This is a genomic window from Jeotgalibaca porci (genome assembly GCF_011299095.1).
Lineage (GTDB): Bacteria > Bacillota > Bacilli > Lactobacillales > Aerococcaceae > Jeotgalibaca > Jeotgalibaca porci.
This window is the reverse complement of record NZ_CP049889.1, coordinates 2,239,707-2,257,959: the sequence shown is the minus strand read 5'-3', so window position 1 is coordinate 2,257,959 and position 18,253 is coordinate 2,239,707. Positions and strand designations below refer to the sequence as shown.

General features: G+C 40.1%; 14 protein-coding genes. 1 reads left to right on the top strand and 13 read right to left on the bottom strand.

The features are described 5' to 3' along the window. Window position 1: 1 nt before the first annotated feature. The 10 genes from G7058_RS11315 to G7058_RS11270 all read right to left on the bottom strand — a co-directional run bounded on the left by G7058_RS11315 (window position 2) and on the right by G7058_RS11270 (window position 11,792). Complete coding sequence (locus G7058_RS11315; RefSeq protein WP_166063622.1) at window positions 2-463, bottom strand: cell division protein ZapA; 462 nt, start codon at window positions 461-463, stop codon at window positions 2-4. 116 nt (window positions 464-579) lie between these two features. Then, a complete protein-coding gene (pheT, locus tag G7058_RS11310; protein ID WP_166063621.1) occupies window positions 580-2,994 on the bottom strand; it encodes a phenylalanine--tRNA ligase subunit beta in 2,415 nt (804 codons plus the stop codon). A gap of 3 nt (window positions 2,995-2,997) precedes the next feature. After that, complete coding sequence (gene pheS / locus G7058_RS11305; RefSeq protein WP_166063620.1) at window positions 2,998-4,047, bottom strand: phenylalanine--tRNA ligase subunit alpha; 1,050 nt, start codon at window positions 4,045-4,047, stop codon at window positions 2,998-3,000. A 313-nt stretch (window positions 4,048-4,360) separates the two neighbouring features. Further along, on the bottom strand, window positions 4,361-4,690 hold the full coding sequence (locus G7058_RS11300) for a winged helix-turn-helix transcriptional regulator (RefSeq protein WP_319593428.1): 330 nt from the start codon (window positions 4,688-4,690) through the stop codon (window positions 4,361-4,363). Between the two features lie 44 nt (window positions 4,691-4,734). Continuing rightward, the gene (locus G7058_RS11295; RefSeq protein WP_166063619.1) at window positions 4,735-5,265 is read right to left on the bottom strand and encodes an HD domain-containing protein; all 531 of its coding nucleotides are present in this window, start codon (window positions 5,263-5,265) and stop codon (window positions 4,735-4,737) included. 103 nt (window positions 5,266-5,368) lie between these two features. After that, the gene (locus G7058_RS11290; RefSeq protein ID WP_166063618.1) at window positions 5,369-6,109 is read right to left on the bottom strand and encodes a TrmH family RNA methyltransferase; all 741 of its coding nucleotides are present in this window, start codon (window positions 6,107-6,109) and stop codon (window positions 5,369-5,371) included. 72 nt (window positions 6,110-6,181) lie between these two features. Next, complete coding sequence (locus G7058_RS11285) at window positions 6,182-7,510, bottom strand: murein hydrolase activator EnvC family protein (protein WP_166063617.1); 1,329 nt, start codon at window positions 7,508-7,510, stop codon at window positions 6,182-6,184. Between the two features lie 350 nt (window positions 7,511-7,860). Continuing rightward, complete coding sequence (gene pepV, locus G7058_RS11280) at window positions 7,861-9,264, bottom strand: dipeptidase PepV (RefSeq protein ID WP_166063616.1); 1,404 nt, start codon at window positions 9,262-9,264, stop codon at window positions 7,861-7,863. 44 nt (window positions 9,265-9,308) lie between these two features. Further along, on the bottom strand, window positions 9,309-10,037 hold the full coding sequence (locus G7058_RS11275; protein WP_166063615.1) for a 16S rRNA pseudouridine(516) synthase: 729 nt from the start codon (window positions 10,035-10,037) through the stop codon (window positions 9,309-9,311). Window positions 10,038-10,052: 15 nt separating this feature from the next. Beyond that, window positions 10,053-11,792: a putative polysaccharide biosynthesis protein gene (locus G7058_RS11270; protein ID WP_166063614.1), complete on the bottom strand. Its 1,740-nt coding sequence runs from the start codon at window positions 11,790-11,792 to the stop codon at window positions 10,053-10,055. A 369-nt stretch (window positions 11,793-12,161) separates the two neighbouring features. Here G7058_RS11270 and G7058_RS11265 point away from each other — a divergent pair, with 369 nt between their 5' ends. Next, window positions 12,162-13,205 (top strand): LysM peptidoglycan-binding domain-containing protein, encoded by a 1,044-nt coding sequence (locus G7058_RS11265; RefSeq protein WP_264372314.1) that lies wholly within the window; start codon window positions 12,162-12,164, stop codon window positions 13,203-13,205. A 126-nt stretch (window positions 13,206-13,331) separates the two neighbouring features. Here G7058_RS11265 and G7058_RS11260 read toward each other — a convergent pair whose 3' ends face one another. From G7058_RS11260 to dnaK, 3 genes are all read right to left on the bottom strand, one after another. Beyond that, on the bottom strand, window positions 13,332-14,972 hold the full coding sequence (locus G7058_RS11260) for a phosphoenolpyruvate carboxykinase (ATP) (RefSeq protein WP_166063612.1): 1,641 nt from the start codon (window positions 14,970-14,972) through the stop codon (window positions 13,332-13,334). Window positions 14,973-15,107: 135 nt separating this feature from the next. Continuing rightward, window positions 15,108-16,244 carry a molecular chaperone DnaJ gene (gene dnaJ, locus G7058_RS11255; RefSeq protein ID WP_166063611.1) on the bottom strand — a complete coding sequence of 379 codons (1,137 nt, stop codon included), beginning with the start codon at window positions 16,242-16,244 and terminating at the stop codon, window positions 15,108-15,110. A 177-nt stretch (window positions 16,245-16,421) separates the two neighbouring features. Next, window positions 16,422-18,233: a molecular chaperone DnaK gene (gene dnaK, locus G7058_RS11250; RefSeq protein WP_166063610.1), complete on the bottom strand. Its 1,812-nt coding sequence runs from the start codon at window positions 18,231-18,233 to the stop codon at window positions 16,422-16,424. Window positions 18,234-18,253: the final 20 nt, after the last annotated feature.

The window sequence follows — 18,253 nt, the reverse complement described above, 5'->3', positions numbered from 1 at the left end:
ATCACCTTTTTTCCATTTCAGTTGATCGATTTAATAGTTTTTCCTTTGAAGCACGTGGCATTCCGGGTGCTTGCTTTGATTGTGAGCGTAAACGTTGTTTTGCTGTGGTTGTATTCTTTGGGCTCACAGGTTTTTTGTGCGCTTCCAGTACTTGCGCACTTTGTGTTGTTACTTTGGTACTCACTGTTTTACTTGCTAGTGGTTTACCTTGTTCCAACTCTGAAATACGTTCTTTCAAGGCATTAATTTCTGCTTGTTTACTGATTGCATCAGAGATTGCATTCACAGCAACCAAGACAGAACGTTGTTCAATATCTAACTCCGGCATTGCGCCTTTTATTTGCGTTATTTTATCATTAGCTATTTCTGATACTGTTTTAAGATGTTCTTCAGGTTTGTTAGCTAAAATCGTGTAAGGTCTTCCCGCAATGATGGTTTTAAAGCGTCTTTTATCTTCGCTCATTCTCGTTCCTCCTCTTACTACATCCTTGTTATTTTACCATGTTTTTATGATGTTTTCAGTAAATTACCCGTAAAAAGCCACCCAAACATTACTTTTTGCTTGGGCGGCTCTTCGTATTATCTAATTGTTGCGTTTAATTCGGAAATTAAAGCTTCTTTTACAGCTTCAACGGCTTTTGTTACTTCTTCATCTACTAACGTCGCAGACGGATTTAGGAACGATAACGAGTAAGCCATTGATTTCATACCATCTTCAATTCCTTTACCTTGATAAATATCAAACAACTGAACAGTCGTTAAATACTTGCCTGCTTTTGCTGTGATAATTGCTGTGATTTGTTCATGTGTCACAGTCTCAGCAACAAGAATTGCTAAGTCGCGACTTGTTCCTGGATATTTAGGAATAGGCTGTTGCGTTACAACTTTTTTATTTACAGCTAAAACTGAATCTAGGTTGAACTCGAAAACGTACGTCTCTTTCAAGTCATACTTAGCAGACACCCCTGGATTCAATTGTCCCACATAACCGATAACCGTATCATTCAAAATGATATCAGCTGTACGGCCCGGATGCATCCAGTTGATTGCGCTGTTTGCTTCAAAACGAATTGCGTTGGAAACACCGATTGCTTCAAAGTATGCTTCTAGAATACCTTTTACATGATAAAAGTCTACTTGGACAGCTTCTTGTTGCCAGTCTTTCTCAATAATATTTCCTGTTAGAATACCCGCTACTTGTTCAGACTCAGTTGGCAGAACCTCTCCCGCATTTGGTAAGAAAATCTTGCCAATTTCATAAAATTGAATATCGGAATTCTTTCTCGCAACGTTATATGTTGCGTTTTCTAACAAACTTGCCAGTAAGTTCATGCGCAACGTTGAACGGTCTTCGCTCATTGGCCATGACAGACGAACGGGTTGCCCTTCTTCACGGGTAAAGCCAGTCGCATTTTCCTCTGTTGTTAAAACATAACTAATATTTTGAGTCAATCCAGCCGCTTCTAAATAGTTACGGGATTGGCGTACGAGCTTTTGTTTCTTAGTCAGTTCACTTGGAGTGGCTGCTGTTACAGGTAAAGTTGATGGCAGACGATCGTAGCCGTATATACGTGCTACTTCTTCGATAATATCTGCTTCAATACGAATGTCCCATCTTCTTGGTGGAACAGAAACAGAAATAACATCATCGGATACAGTATGTCCAAAAGCTAGTTGGTCAAAGATAGATTCAACTTCTTCTAAGGAAATCTTTGTTCCTAAGAGACGGTTAATACGCTCTAGCGTAATAGTAACTGTTACATTTTCTGGTTTAATAGTATTTACGGAAGCAGTTCCCGTTACAATCGTACCGCCAGCCAATTCGCTGATTAACTGTGCCGCTTTTTGACCCGCTTCTTGCAAGGTTGCAACGTTAATTCCTTTTTCAAATCGTGCGCTTGACTCACTGCGTAAGTTAAATTTCGAACCTGTTCTTCTGATTGAAAGAGCATCGAATAAGGCAGTTTCTAAAGCTACATTCACAGTCGTGTCGGTAATTTCAGAATCTAATCCACCCATTACGCCGGCGAGAGCAATTGGTTCCGTACCGTTTGTTACAACGATATTTGAAGCGTCTAAGATACGTTCTACGCCATCCAAAGTTGTAAATGGCTCGTCCTCTGTAGCACGACGAACAAGGATTTCTTTCGACCCAATCTTGTCATAGTCAAATGCATGCAAAGGTTGACCGTATTCGATTAAAATATAGTTGGTAATGTCAACGACGTTGTTAATCGGACGGATACCCGCGCTCATCAATTTTGTTTGTAACCAAAGCGGACTTTCTGCGATTGTCACATCTTTAATGACTTGGATATGGTACGCAGGTGCATCTGTAGTATCGGCAACTTCAACACGGATATAGTCCTTAATATCACCTGTCGTCTCTGATGCTTCTACGTTAGGGAAGTGCGCTTTTTTATTGTAAATTGCTGACACTTCGTGCGCAACCCCGCGCATGCTCAATGCATCTGCACGGTTTGGCGTAATATCTAATTCTAGGACTTGATCGTCCATATTTAATACAGAAACGACGTCATCTCCAATGGGTGTGTCCGCTGGAAGAACGTAAATACCATCTGCATATTTTTTAGGAACAACACTTTCAGAATAGCCCAATTCGTCTAATGAACAGATCATCCCATGGGAAGCTTCTCCACGAATTTTGCCTTTCTTGATCTTGTAGTTTCCAGCAATACGAGCACCATGTAAGGCAACAATCACTTTTTGATTTGCAGCAATGTTTGGAGCGCCACAGACAATTTGAATAGGCTCTTCTTCGCCTACATCAACCTGACAAATATGCAGGTGATCTGAATCAGGATGATCCACAACTTTTAAAGTGTGACCCACAACAATTTTAGACAGGCCTTCGCCTGGTTTCGCAACGCCGTCTACTTCAATACCTGTACGCGACATTTTCTCTGCTAGTTCATCAGCACGAATACCTGATAAATCAACATATTCTTGTAACCATTTATAAGATACTTTCATTGATTATTGCTCCTTCGCCTTGAATTGATCTAAGAACCGTTTATCATTTTGGTAGAAATGACGAATATCATCAATTGCATATTTCAACATCGCAACGCGTTCTGCTCCTACACCAAATGCAAATCCTGTATATTTAGAAGAATCAACGCCTGACATTTCCAGTACGTCTGGATGAACTTGGCCCGAACCTAAAATTTCAATCCAACCGCTGCCTTTACATACATTACAGCCGTCGCCACCACATTTGAAACAACTAACATCCACTTCAACAGATGGTTCGGTAAATGGAAAGTAACTTGGTCTTAGACGGATCTCACGGTCTGCACCGAATAATTTCTTAGCAAAGACATCCAACGTTCCTTTTAAATCACTTAATGTAACATTTTCAGCGATTACAAGACCTTCTACTTGTGTAAATTGATGCGAGTGAGTCGCATCATCGCTGTCACGACGGTATACTTTACCCGGGCTAATCATCTTCAATGGGCCTTTAGCAAAGTCATGTTTCTCCATCGTACGTGCTTGAACAGGTGATGTATGCGTACGCATCAATACTTCATCCGTAATATAGAACGTGTCTTGCATGTCACGCGCTGGATGGTCTTTTGGTAAGTTCATTTTCTCAAAGTTGTATGAGTCAAGTTCAACTTCTGGTCCATCAACTATTTGGTAGCCCATGCCCAAGAAGAAATCTTCAATCTCTTCCATAATTTGTGTCAGAACATGTTTTGTTCCAACCGAAATTTGTTTACCAGGTAGTGTTACATCAATCGTTTCGGAAGCAATTTGAGCTGCTAGCGCTTTTTCTTCCAAAACAACTTTGACATCTTCAATTGCTTGCGCGATATCGTCACGTACTACGTTCGCAATTCCCCCAATAACGGGTCTTTCTTCCGGTGATACATTCTTCATACCACGTAAAGCTTCCGTAATCGGCCCTTTTTTCCCTAAGTAAGCAACACGGTATGTGTTCAATTCATTCAAATCAGCAGCAGCTTGAATTTTTTCAATTGCTTCTAATCGAAGCAACTCTAATTGTTCTTTCAATCCCATTCGAATACCCTCACAATCTAATTTTTTGCATAAAAAAAATACCTCTCCCTAGAAGGGACGAGATATCGCGGTACCACCCTTGTTTTGCCCAAAAATAGGACAACACTTCCTTCGCTAACGACAAACATGCCGGGTCTTTATTCATTGCTATCGCAAATTCCAAAGCCTGCTCCGGGAGTGAAAAATCATGCCGTTATCGTCATTTGCTCTCAGTCTAGGCAAATTTCCCTGTAGTCTCTTTTAGGCAGATGGTTCCCATCTATGCATTTATATTATTTAATTAAATCTATCAGTAAATCAGTCAGCCGTCAAGCTAGATTGTAATCCATTGGTTTGACCAACGCTGGATTTCTATCATTGCGGGTTCTAAATTTTTACCTTTTTCAGTTAACCCATACAAAATACGAATCGGACCATCAGCTAATTCTTTACGAATAACGATGTCTTCATCTTCCAGTTCTTTCAAACGTTCAACTAAAACGCGGTCGCTGACGCCAGGTATCTCTTCAGCAATTTCTTTAAATCGGTGGTCGCCAGTCAGTAAAACTTCGATAATCAAACCGGACCATTTTTTACCTAAAATTGAAAAAGTTTTTTCAAATTTAGGACAGATGCAGGCATGCATCTCAACTCTATTTTCCATTTCGTGCACCTCTTCTCGTGGATGTTTCATTAAATATTACTTATCTAGAATGAGATTGGATTGGTAACAATTGCTTGTTTTACCGCCGTCCATTTTCCGATAAGTAAAAGCTTTGCTTTAGAAAATAATGGTGAGATTGCTTCGTCGCAAGCACAGTACTTATCGACCAATGTCACTACAAAACTTTCTTTATATTTTGGAAGAGCTACTGTTGCGCCCCACATATGTTTCAGGATAATATCTTTTTCTAAATCTGTTAATTCCGTCAATTTTTCAGCATTGGCACACGCAATCCTTGGATGTACGTAAGCATGAGAACCTTCATCAAATTTCGTTGTACGCCAATCATAATAAAATAAATCATGCAAGAGACCTGCACGTGCAATTGCACGGGTATCACAGTTGAATTTTTTTCCAATACAGAAACTCCGGTATGCGACAGAAATTGAGTGATCTAAGCGTGTGCTATGGTAATGTTGTGTAATATCTTTTAGCTGTTGGACCTCTTCGCACGCAAGCAAATCTTCTATGTGCGCTACAAATTCTTTGTCCAATTCCCATTTCTGCATTTTCATTCATCAAGCTCCCTTTTATTTGTTCGAGGTTTATTATACATCAAAAAGTGCCTTTGAAAAGATTTTTTACTTACTTTTAGTCAAATTGTAATATTCTTCACAATTAAACAAAGTAGTACATTAATATCCCACCAGCTATCGCCACGTTAAGTGATTCTGCTTTACCAATAATGGGAATGTATAAGTTATGGGTAGTCGCTTCTAAAACTTCAGAAGAGACACCATTTCCTTCGTTCCCAAGAATCACAGCGATATTATCTGTTTGAGGTACTTCGCGATAATCTTTCGCATTTTTATCCAGCGCTGTTCCGTAAATGTATTCAAATTCACCCATCATGTCACGAATATTCCCTCTATAGATAGGAATATGGAACTGGCTGCCTTGCATGGAGCGAACGACCTTATCATTATAAGGATCTACGCTACCCTCTCCAAAAATGACGCCGTCAAAGCCTGCAGCATCTGCCGTTCGAACAATCGTCCCAGCATTTCCTGGATCTTGAACGCCATCTAGAAGAACAAACTTGCCATTAAATGTTTTTGGCAAACGTTGCTCTGGTATTTCCAAAATACAGAAAATACCCTGCGATGTCTCTGTTTGCGAGAGTGTGTGCATCACATCATCTGTGACCAAAATGACTTGCTCAAGATGAGCAGGATTAACTTTACTTAAGAATTTCTCTGTCACAACTACGGTATCCAGTATCATGGCACTTTTAACTGCTTCTAAGTACAAGTGCTCCCCTTCAATCACGTATTGGTTGGTTTCTCTTCTACCTTTAGATGTCTGTAATTTTTTCCATTGTTTGATTTTTTGATTTTTCGCGGAGGTGATTTTCTCCATCGTCGGATCCCCCTTATTATTAGAAAAGGATCATTGTTTCTCCGAGAGAACAATGACCCTTCATATTATGCATTATAGTGAAAAATATTTCAATGGATTAATACGTGTTCCATTTTCGTAAACTTCGAGATGTAAGTGAACACCAGTTGATTCACCAGTTGTTCCCATAGTTCCAAGTTGTTGACCCGCGCTCACTGATTGCCCTGGTGCAACCGTTAAGCCCGGTGTCATGTGTGCATAAAGTGTTTTTACATTATTACCATCAATCGTGCCATGGTTAACAACGACATAGTAGCCCCAAGAAGGACTATATGTTGCCACTTCCACTGTCCCTTCACGTGCCGCAACGATTGGACCGCTGCCCGCGAAGTCAATACCATTATGTGAATGGTATGTTCCGGTGATTGGATGGAATCTCATTCCGTAAGGTGAAGAAATGTAGCCTGATGCGGGACGAATAAAGCCACCAACTGAACTGGATGAAACAGAGCTTGGTACCGATGATTCAGACGATGCAACCATATTGTTGGCCGCTTGTGCAGCGGCCGCTGCAGCTGCTTCTTCCTCAGCTTTTTCACGTGCAATTCTTTCAGCTTCAGCCTTCTCACGTGCGATACGTTCTTGTTCAATACGCGTTTCTTCTGCAGCGATTTCTGAACTAATTTCACTCGTCTGAGATGCTAAATCTGATTTCGTTGCTTGTAATTTACTTTTTTCTTTTTCAGTTAATTGCACATTTTCGAGCACCAATGTAATTTGATGATTCAACTCGTTTTGTTGTGCTACGACGTTGTTTTTACTGACAATAATTTGTTGTTTCAATTCTTCAGCTGCTACACGCTCGTCTTCGACAGCTGCTTTCGTATCTTCAACTTCTTGTTTATCATTTTCCTGTTGGATAACGATATCTTTGTTCGCTGTGATTAGACGGTTAACAGTAGATATTTTACCCACCATATCAGTCAATGATTCAGCGTTCATCACGATTGATACCATATCTGTCATACTAGCTTCAGTTTGAATAACACGTGCTTGATTATTTAATTTTTCAGTACGTTGCTCAATAATGATTTGTAAGGCTTCTATGCGTTCTTGCAAATCATTAATTTTTTGCTCAATTTTTTGCAGTTCTTCTTCTTGTTTGTCTAATTGTAATAATAGTTCATCTATACTTTCTTGAAGCTCCGCAACATGGCTCTCCAAGTTTGATTTTTCATCTTCCAGTTTTTGTAAAGAAGATTCTTTATCATTGATTTTATTTTGAACGTCTTCTGACTTTTGCTCTAATTGTTGTTTTTCACGGTTAAGTTCATCAAGTGTATCTGCTTGAACTTGCATACCGCCTACAAGCGGTGATAGCAAGACCATTGAAGATAGTAATGCAATATACTTCTTATTCAATGTTTCCTCTCCTTTTTCAAAATCTAACATTAAGAAGTATAACATTGTCATGTCGGTAATTCTGTAATAGGAGTATGACAGTTTGATTGCATCATTATCGAAATATCATCGCAGACACTCTGACTCTTATTTCTCAATATCATGATAGTAGCGTCATAATTTGGACATTTATTCACATATTAAGTCTCATACAAACTTAAAGATATGATTTAATTGCACTATTAAAATTTTAAAATTACATTATTCAAAAACTGTTCAAATTTAGATTGTAACATTTGTAACGCGTTTGTAACATACATGTGTGAACTAAACAAAAAAACGACCGGAGCCCTTACTCCGATCGTTGAAAATTATTTAATTAGCTCGTAGATAGCATCTGCATAGATTGCTGTTGCACGGAATAAATCATCCAATGCCAAGAATTCGTTTGCTTGATGCATCGTGTCGATACTGTCTGGGAATAAAGCGCCATAAGCAACGCCACGTTTTAATAAGCGGCCATACGTTCCGCCACCGATTGAACGTTCAGAGCCTTTTAAACCGGTGTGTTTTTCGTATACTGCCAATAATGTTTGAACCAATGGATCATCAGCTGGTACATAATGTGGTTCTTTGCCTAAACCGCCTTTTGCGATGGTAATACCGTATTGGCTCAATGCTGATTCCAGGTTAATTTCTAACCCTTCTGCAGACACGCCTGTCGGGTAACGGAAGTTCAAGGCAATTTGACCGCCCTCTTCAACAGTAAATGTGAAGACACCTGCGTTCATTGTTAATTCACCCATCACTTTATCCGTGTATGCCAAGCCTAATTTATCAGCGGTAAACTCTAAATGAATGAAGTCTGTAATCAAGCTGAAGAACTTCGCTGCATCGCCACCAAAGTTAAATTGGTTCAAGAATACTGCCAAGTAAGTCCCGGCATTGATTCCTGCTGCCGGATTCATTCCGTGTGCGGATTTACCAACCATTTCGATTGTAACAACATCGCCTTCAGTTGATAGTGTTGCTTTCACAGGATGGGTAGCTAAGAAAGCCTCCAAAGCCGTTTGAATTTTATCAGCTTCCAAACTTGTGAAAACAACTGTCGCATCTTGCGGGACCATATTCTCACGTAGGCCAGCATCAAAACTGATGAGTTGGTTTTTCCCACCCGCTAAATCATTTCTGAAACGCACGTATAGAGATTGATTTCCTTTTTCACCGTTGATGATTGGGAAATCTGCGTCTGGAGAGAAACCGAAGTCTGGTAACTCTTCGTGTTGCAGATAGTGATCCATACATTGCCAACCACTCTCTTCATCAGTACCAATAATCATACGGACACGCTTCGATACAGGTAACCCTAAATCACGAATGATTTTAATGGCATAGTAAGCTGCCATTGATGGTCCTTTATCATCACTTGAACCTCGGGCGTAGACACGATTGTCTTTGATGACCGGCTCAAAAGGATCCGTATCCCAACCTGTTCCAGTGGGTACCACGTCAACGTGACCAAAAACGCCCATTAACTCCTCGCCAGCACCGTATTCAATGTGACCTGCCAAGTTACCAACGTTCTTCGTGATAAAGCCGTCACGCTCTCCTATTTGCAAGAAAGCTTCCAAAGCTTCTTTCGGTCCTGGTCCAACAGGCATTTCTGGTGTTGCTTTCGCATCATCACGTACACTGTCAACTTTTAGTATTGTAAATAAATCTTCTAGAAGTGCTTCTTTACGCGCTTCCACTTCTTTAGTCCAATTAATTTCCATCCAGACACATCCTTTTTTTAACTGATACTTATAGTTTAACACTTTTAGCTGTTTTGGGGTAAAAATTCCTTTAATCCATTCAGTTCTTGATCTGTTAACGGACGGTATTCTCCTAGTTTTAGATTTTCGTCTAATTTTAAGCTACCCATCGTTAAACGTTTCAAGAACGAGACTTCTTTTCCGCAAGCCAAAACCATTCGTTTGACTTGATGGAACTTACCCTCTGAAATCGTAATATGCACGTCAGAGCTATCTTCCGCTGTACTCAAAATTTCCAAGTTAGCCGGAAGACATTCATACCCATCTTCCAGGATAACTCCTTCGTTAAATGCTTTCACGTCAGCCTCATCCATCACACCCACGACTTTTGCATAATACGTTTTATGCACCTGTTTTTTTGGAGATAACAGAAAATGCGCCAAATCTCCATCATTGGTCAGTAAGAGTAAACCTTCCGTATCTTTATCCAGCCTTCCCACAGGAAAGGGACTAAAGCGTTGCGAATCGGCGTCTAACAAATCGATGACTGTTTGTTGATGATTGTCTTCTGTTGCACTCAAATATCCGCCTGGTTTATTCAGCATTAGATAAACAAATTTTTGATAATGCACGACCTCATCATTTACCGTCACAGTATCTGTATCTAATTTCAGTATAGTGTCACCTTTTGTAATGATGGCTCCATTTACTAGAATACATTTTTTCTTTAATAATACTTTCACTTCTTTACGGGTTCCATAACCCGTATGAGCAAGAAACTTATCTAATCGCATGAATCATTCACCTCGCTAGCTGATTCTTAATTTTTCTCTTAAGGATTCAACACGTGAACCTAAAATCTTATCAGCCACTCTAAGCTTTAATAGTAAGTAGACATACACACCAGCGCCAACTCCAGCAATAATCAAAACAAATAGGAGCGCAGTAATTTTGCGGTCAGGTGCCATGAAAAGACCGAGCAAGCGACTGACAAAATAAGCCGCCGCCACCATGTACCCTGTTGACAAAGCAATTAGCCCCGTCATTCTACCTGTTTCTTTAACATTAAACGGCACCAATCGGTAAATTTTTATAAGTGACAGAATCATTGTAATCGTGAAGCCCAGGCCAGTCGCATATAAAGCACCCGCTGTTCCGAATAACATGATAAACGGATATTGCAGAACAAGCTTTGCAACGAGTCCAATAATTAAGTAAAGAATTGCTTCAAGGTGTTTTCCGAATGATTGTAAGATAGAAGAAACAATCGTGAAGGCACCAAGGATGACACTCATCACTGAAGAAATTGCCAACAGACGGACACCAACAGGACTCAACTCCGTTATCGGATAAAATACATTATAAATGGGTGCTGCAACAATCATCATCCCAAAAGCTGCCGGGAACATTGCAAAGGCAAAGAGTTCAAATATTTGTCTAATTTGATTTCCAAGTTGTTTTACATTGCCTTTGATATAGTTTTCTACTAATAGCGGGATAGACGTTGCTGCCATTCCCACAGCTAATGAGATAATAATCATTATCAACTTATCAGCGTTAAAGCTGAACAAACCGTACAAAGTACTGATTGTTTTGGCATCGAATTCTGTTGTTCTTTGCATAATCGGTTTAAAGGTGAACTGATCAATCAATTTAGAAAAAGTGATACCAGAACCAATAATAATAAACGGAATGGATTCTTTAATCATTTCTTTAATCGCTTGCGTTGTATTAAGCTTTTGTCCAGTAGAACTTCTTTCAATAACCGCGCCATACTTACGCATATGCTTTTGGTAATACCACATCAACATGATTAAGGATGCCACAGCACCAACAAAAGCTGCGAAAGTCGAATGTGCAACTGCGGTCGGAAATTGTCCCTGGAAAATATTCATGACTACAAAGGTTGCTAAAAGAATATAAACAACACGGATAACTTGCTCAACTACCTGTGTAATCGCTGACGGCACCATATTTTGGTAACCTTGGAAGTAACCACGAATAAGACTCATGATCGGTACAATCAACAAAGCTGGTGCCAATGATCGGATGACCAGGGTATTGGCTTCTACAGAAATACCCGGGCTATTGGCTCCGATTGCCGGAGCAAGCACATACATCAAACCAGCACTTAATATACCTGTAGCAACCATGAATAAAGAACTTTTCTTAAATAGCTCTTGTCCTTGATAATATTCACCTTTAGCGTTGTATTGCGCAATTTGTTTGGACATAGCGGACGGAAACCCGGCTATTCCGATTGATAGGAATAATTGATATGGGGTATATCCCACCGCAAAAAGTGCATTCCCCATTTCAGCGCTTGCACCCATCATAGCATTCCAAGGGATAATATATAACGCACCTAGTAACCTGGAAAAGATACTTCCAAATGTCATCCAAAACGTTCCTTGGATCATTTTATCTTCTTTTTCGACAGGAACACTTTTACTTATCTCCTGTTGATTATCTGTTTCGAGCGTTTGAATTTTATTGAGAATTTCTTCTTCTGCTCTTTTTCTTTCTTTTCTACTATTATAATTTGGCATTATTCAACCCTCAATTTAGTTACTTTTTTACATAATAACCATTTTACCAAACTGTACGGTGTTTTCAAATTACATTTTATAAGTTAAAGAGTTATTTAAAATTCATCAATCTTTTTATAGTCACATAACTCGATTGTGTTTATTATTTATCTTTTTACTGCTATAATAAGGGTAGAAGTAAACAATCCCATTTGGAACACAAACAAGAAAAGAGGGATTAAGATGTACGGCTCAAAACACTTTCTATTGCATCGACTCTTCCCTATTCTTTTTACTATCTCTACTCTCCTTCTTTTTTTCACTATGCCTGCTCAGGCAGCCACTTCGCAGTTTATCATGCAGGGGAACACCTCAGAGAAAGTCATCGCTTTGACCTTTGATGACGGTTCCGATGGTACTAACTTTTCAAAAATTCTAACGATACTCTCAAATCACCAAGTAAAAGCAACGTTCTTTCTGACCGGAAGCGGAACACGTTCACATCCCGCAATTGTCAAGACTGCCGTCCAAAATGGTCATGACATTGGTAATCATTCCTTTAATCACGCTGACTTCACGACATTAACTCCTTCGCAAATGGCGAATCAGCTAGCTCAAACGGAAACAATTGTTAAAAATACAACCGGAAAAACAACGAAACCTCTCTTTCGAGCTCCTTATGGTGCAACGAATCTGTCTGTTCTTTCGACAGTAGGAAATGCCGGCTACACATATACGGTGCATTGGACTGTCGACACGTTAGACTGGACCGGAAATTCCGCTACTACTATCAGCAATCGTGTTTTGAACGCACTCAAACCGGGAGCGATTGTTTTGATGCATACTGGTGACGGTGCTTCCGGAACACCAACCGCTCTCAACACGCTCATTCCGCGTTTGAAAAATATGGGTTATCGTTTTGTGACTCTTTCTCAATTACTTAACCTAACACCCCTCCCTTCTACAGGAGGAGCAACTTATACCGTTAAAGCAGGAGATACTCTCTCCCAAATTGCGCTGCGTCACAATGTGAATCTCGCACAACTCATTGCACTCAATAATATTAAAAATCCAAATCTGATAAGCATTGGTCAAATTCTACAAATCCCGGGAGCAAAACCGATTCCTTCAAACAGCTCCTACACCGTCAAGGCTGGCGATACGCTTTACAAAATCGCCAAAGCATATAATGTTTCTGTTTCCAGTTTAGCAACTGCAAACAAAATTTCGAACATTAACCTGATTCGAGTTGGACAAATCCTAACGATTCCTGGAGTAACTGTGAAGCCGGTGACTCAATACACAGTTAAACCGGGAGATAGCTTGTACGCGATAGCCAATCGTTTTAACACCACTGTCCATAACTTAGTCGTCGCCAATAATATATCGAACCCTAACTTAATTAGGGTAGGAGCCGTGTTAATTATTAAGTGATTCTTGGCAAATGTTCACAAACTTCTATACTAAAAAAAGGCTGGGAAACTCCCCCCTAAAGTAGTTTTACTTTTTCAAGCGTCTACTTTAGAGGGAGCATATCACAGCCTTTTTGCATTCTTCTTTTTATAAAGATGCAATAACGTTTTTAATTGCTCCCAGTGCTTCTTCCGGAAGTTGGTCTGGGTTTTCTTGGTTATATTTTTCCATAAAATCAAGACGCATTTGCATTCTTTCTTTCACCAACTGTAAATAGGATTCTGTAATTTCTGGATTGAACCCTGGCACATCTAAATAGCTCATTCCCGGTGCATCTCCCAATGGCTTAAAGGTATCAGCCTTCTCGACCATACTTTCAATGACTGAAATCGATATTTCTTTCGGTATCTTTTTACCCATAAAGGAGCCGGTATTAATGATATAGCAATTCATATCTTCCCGTTCCAATAATTCTTTGAAATCCTTGAAGTCTTCACTTAAAGGATAGACACGGAATGGATTCGCATAAGGTTCAATAACAAGCTTGTCCGTTGATTCCCCTTTTTTTATGTTCTCAGCTGTTGAACGCTTCGTTGCCAGAGTAGCACCAAAGGCGGAACCGAGCACCGGATCATCGATTTTAACGAGCGGCGGTAAAGCATCGTCTTTCATAATCCAGTAAACGGCATTAATTGGTTCAGAGAATTTATCAACGCGGTTAGGAGTTGAATAACGCGATTTAACCGTTCTTCCGTTCCCATTTCGAATATCTTCTGTGACAAGTACTTTCTTGCCTTCAGTGTCTAAAGTGACACCAACGTTTTGAACTGTCACAAAGTAATCTTGCTCGGGGTGATCGGCCGGATAATCCTGCGTTTTATCAAAATAAGAAGGCTCCAAAGCAATGGATGAGCCATCTGCCAGATTAATAATAAAAGCATCATCATGCAGAACTTTTACGTTGTATTTATTGCCATGTTTGTCGTGTGTCAGTGTCGATTTTCCTGATCCCGATAATCCAAAGAAAGAAGCTACGTATGAATTGCCACCCTCTAAATAGAACGCTTTTTGGCCACCATGGCAAGCAACATATTTATTACGATGCGCTGTCCCCCACGCAAGCGTCAAGGTACCTTTTTTGAACTCGCCAAAATACTGCATTCCAAGAATACAGGCAACATTTTTTTCAGGTTCAAAATAGGCTAATCCAAGTGGATAGTCCGGATGACGCCAATCTGGATCTGTATAGATAAAAATATCTCCTTCGTTGTACTTTTGAGATTTTTTGTACATATCATTATAAGTATCTGTAGCCGGTTGAAAATTTAATAACCATGAATAAAGATTGTTTTCCTGGCCTTCCGGGAACGCAATATGCGCTTTAATCATAAAATCTTCATCCAAACCGACATAACCGCTTGTCTTGTAATAAAGACTATCTCGGTTGTTGTAAATCGCGTCACGAACGATACCTTCAACTTTTTCATCAACTTCTTTATCATCACCACGAATGACTCTGGCACGGGCAGTACGACCGACAACTTTACCTCCATTTTCAATCAAAATCTTGGCATCATCCGGTAATCCCAACTCTTTCGTGTGTTTAACCGGAAGATCAGTGACAATGGTGCTGGCGGAATCTTTTGCGAGTAGGTAAGCTTCTGCGAGATTGGTAACTTCAACCATATTATTACCATAAAACGCTGTTTCCACAGTTGTACGAAAACGGGACAATAAGTTGTTGTGTTTCTTTAAATCTGACCTTTCGTATCTTCCTACAGTTGCCATGTACTACCACTCCTTTTGTGTTGTTAATTCTATTATAGACTTATTCCACTTAAATGTAACCCCTTTCAAATTGAATGATTGTATAAAAAACGAGGAGGAGATACACTCTCACCCTCGTTTTTTTGTCGGTAATTATTAACCTTTTTTGAATGCATCACGCATTTTATCAAAGAATCCACTTGAATCTTCTGATAGATGATCTCCGGAAACTTCTGCAAATGTACGTAAAGCATCTTTTTGCTCGTCTGTCAGGTTCTTAGGTGTCACAATCGTCACTTTGACGTGTTGATCACCGTTTGTTGTTCCTCTTAGACGCGGTGCACCTTTTCCTTTTAGACGGAAAGTTGTACCTGTTTGTGTTCCTGCAGGAATTTTCAGTTTAACATTGCCGTGTACAGTAGGCACTTCTACCTCTGTACCCAACGCTGCATGGACGAAAGGAATAGGTAGAACATAGAAAATTTCAGCGCCATCTCGGTCAAATATATCACTTTCTTCAACTGCGAAGACGACATATAAGTCACCATAAGGACCACCATTTCTACCTACTTCACCTTGACCTGCCAAACGAAGTTGTTGGCCGTCTTCTACTCCAGCTGGAATGGTAACATTAACAGAATGTGTACTTTCAACATGGCCAGAACCATGACAGTCATTACATTTGCTAATAATTTCTTTACCCGTTCCATTACACACATCACAGGCTGCTTGTGTCATAACGCGACCGAATGGTGTGTTACGTTCAACTTGAACCGCACCCGCACCGTGACATTTTGAACACGTTCTCGGTTCTGTCCCCGGTTTGGCTCCTGAACCATGACACGTCACACATTCTTCTTCACGTGAATAACGAATCGTTTCTTTCTTACCAAAAATAGCTTCCTCAAACTTTAAATGAACACGGTATTGTAAATCGGCACCTTGACGCGGCGCATTTGCATTACGCGATCTTCCGCCTCCACCAAAGAAAGTATCAAAGATGTCATCGAATCCGCCGGTAAATCCACCAAAACCACCGCCACCGAAGCCACCACCGGCTCCAAAGTTTGGATCCGTGCTTGCATGACCATATTGATCATATGCTGCTCGTTTTTGGGAATCGCTTAATACTTCGTAAGCTTCAGTTACTTCCTTGAACTTTTGATCTGCATCATCCGCTTTATTAATATCCGGATGAAACTTTTTAGAAAGCTTACGATAAGCTTTTTTTATTTCGTCCTCCGAAGCACTTTTAGAAACACCCAGTACTTCATAATAATCTCTTTTCGCCATTTGATTTCCTCCATTTGATCACTATGACACGGATCTTTTCCGCTCATGATGCTGAAAAGGATTGTTTTTATCCATCCGCATGCAATAGTTGCTCAAGAGTTTGGCAACCGTTCAGGAAAACACGTACAGTTCATCTAGCGCCCTGTACGTGTTTTCCATTATTCACAGTTGATTTGCTTAGTCTACTTCTTCGAAATCTGCGTCAACAACGCCGTCATCAGAACCTGCCTCAGCATCTTGTCCTTGTTGTTGTGCAGCTGCTTGTTCGTAAAGTTTAACAGTTAAGTTTTGAACGATTTCGTTAAGTGCGTCACGTTTAGTCTTCATTGCTTCTAAATCGTCTGCTTCAATAGCAGCTTTCAGCTCGTCACGTGCTTCTTCAGCTTTCTTAACTTCATCTGCATCTACTTTTCCTTCTAAATCTTTCAATGTTTTGTCAGTTTGGAAGATTAGTTGGTCAACTTCGTTGCGTAATTCTACTTCTTCTTTACGTGCTTTATCTGCTTCTGCGTTTGCTTCAGCATCTTTAACCATTTTCTCGATTTCTTCATCAGTTAGACCAGATGAAGATTTAATCGTAATTTGTTGTTCTTTTTGCGTTCCTAAGTCTTTTGCACTTACGTTAACAATACCGTTTTTATCAATGTCAAATGTAACTTCAATTTGTGGAACACCACGTGGTGCTGCAGGAATATCAGTCAATTGGAAGCGACCAAGTGTTTTGTTGTCAGCTGCCATTGGACGCTCACCTTGCAATACGTGTACATCTACTGCTGGTTGGTTATCAGCTGCTGTAGAGAATACTTGTGATTTGCTTGTTGGAATTGTTGTGTTACGATCGATCAATTTCGTGAACACGCCACCCATTGTTTCGATACCTAGTGAAAGTGGTGTAACGTCTAGAAGAACGATATCTTTAACGTCTCCAGAGATAACGCCACCTTGAATTGCTGCACCCATTGCTACTACTTCGTCCGGGTTAACAGATTTGTTAGGTTCTTTACCTGATTCACGACGTACTGCTTCGATAACTGCAGGGATACGTGTTGATCCACCAACCAAGATTACTTGGTCAATTTCAGATTGTTTGATTCCAGCGTCAGCGATTGCGCGACGTACAGGAATTTTCGTACGTTCAACTAAATCATGTGTTAATTCATCGAATTTAGCACGTGTTAAAGTCATTTCCAAGTGCAACGGACCAGCTGCTCCAGCAGTGATAAATGGCAAGCTGATTTGTGTTGAAGTAACACCAGAAAGATCTTTCTTAGCTTTTTCAGCTGCATCTTTCAAACGTTGTTTAGCCATTTTATCGTTAGCTAGGTCAATTCCGTTTTCTTTCTTGAATTCAGAAACCATGTAGTCGATGATCTTATCGTCGAAGTCATCTCCACCTAGTTCGTTGTCACCAGCTGTACTCAAAACGTCGAATACGCCGTCACCTAGTTCAAGGATTGATACGTCAAACGTACCACCACCAAGGTCAAATACTAATACTTTTTCGTCTGTATCTGTCTTGTCCAAACCGTATGCCAATGCTGCTGCAGTCGGCTCGTTAACAATACGTTCAACTTCTAGTCCAGCGATACGACCAGCATCTTTTGTTGCTTGACGTTGTGCATCATTAAAGTAAGCTGGAACAGTAATAACTGCTTTGTCTACAGTTTCTCCAAGATATGCTTCAGCATAGCCCTTCAAGTATTGTAGAACCATTGCAGAAATTTCTTGTGGCGTGTATGTTTTTCCTTCTGCTTCTACTGTGTAACCTGGTTGACCCATGTAACGTTTAATAGATGCAATTGTATGTGGGTTTGTGATTGCTTGACGCTTTGCAACTTCCCCTACTTGAATTTCTCCATTTTTAAAGGAAACAACTGAAGGTGTTGTACGGTTACCTTCTGGGTTTGGAATAATTTTCGCTTCTCCACCCTCTAATACAGCAACAGCTGAGTTTGTTGTACCTAAGTCAATACCGATAATTTTACTCATAATCAAAATCCCTTCCTGTC

Bases quoted from the DNA above. Each gene is read 5' to 3' on its own strand.
- G7058_RS11315 (WP_166063622.1), bottom strand. From the start codon at position 463: ATGAGCGAAGATAAAAGACGCTTTAAAACCATCATTGCGGGAAGACCT.
- pheT (WP_166063621.1), bottom strand. From the start codon at position 2,994: ATGAAAGTATCTTATAAATGGTTACAAGAATATGTTGATTTATCAGGT.
- pheS (WP_166063620.1), bottom strand. From the start codon at position 4,047: ATGGGATTGAAAGAACAATTAGAGTTGCTTCGATTAGAAGCAATTGAA.
- G7058_RS11300 (WP_319593428.1), bottom strand. From the start codon at position 4,690: ATGGAAAATAGAGTTGAGATGCATGCCTGCATCTGTCCTAAATTTGAA.
- G7058_RS11295 (WP_166063619.1), bottom strand. From the start codon at position 5,265: ATGAAAATGCAGAAATGGGAATTGGACAAAGAATTTGTAGCGCACATA.
- G7058_RS11290 (WP_166063618.1), bottom strand. From the start codon at position 6,109: ATGGAGAAAATCACCTCCGCGAAAAATCAAAAAATCAAACAATGGAAA.
- pepV (WP_166063616.1), bottom strand. From the start codon at position 9,264: ATGGAAATTAATTGGACTAAAGAAGTGGAAGCGCGTAAAGAAGCACTT.
- G7058_RS11275 (WP_166063615.1), bottom strand. From the start codon at position 10,037: ATGCGATTAGATAAGTTTCTTGCTCATACGGGTTATGGAACCCGTAAA.
- G7058_RS11270 (WP_166063614.1), bottom strand. From the start codon at position 11,792: ATGCCAAATTATAATAGTAGAAAAGAAAGAAAAAGAGCAGAAGAAGAA.
- G7058_RS11260 (WP_166063612.1), bottom strand. From the start codon at position 14,972: ATGGCAACTGTAGGAAGATACGAAAGGTCAGATTTAAAGAAACACAAC.
- dnaJ (WP_166063611.1), bottom strand. From the start codon at position 16,244: ATGGCGAAAAGAGATTATTATGAAGTACTGGGTGTTTCTAAAAGTGCT.
- dnaK (WP_166063610.1), bottom strand. From the start codon at position 18,233: ATGAGTAAAATTATCGGTATTGACTTAGGTACAACAAACTCAGCTGTT.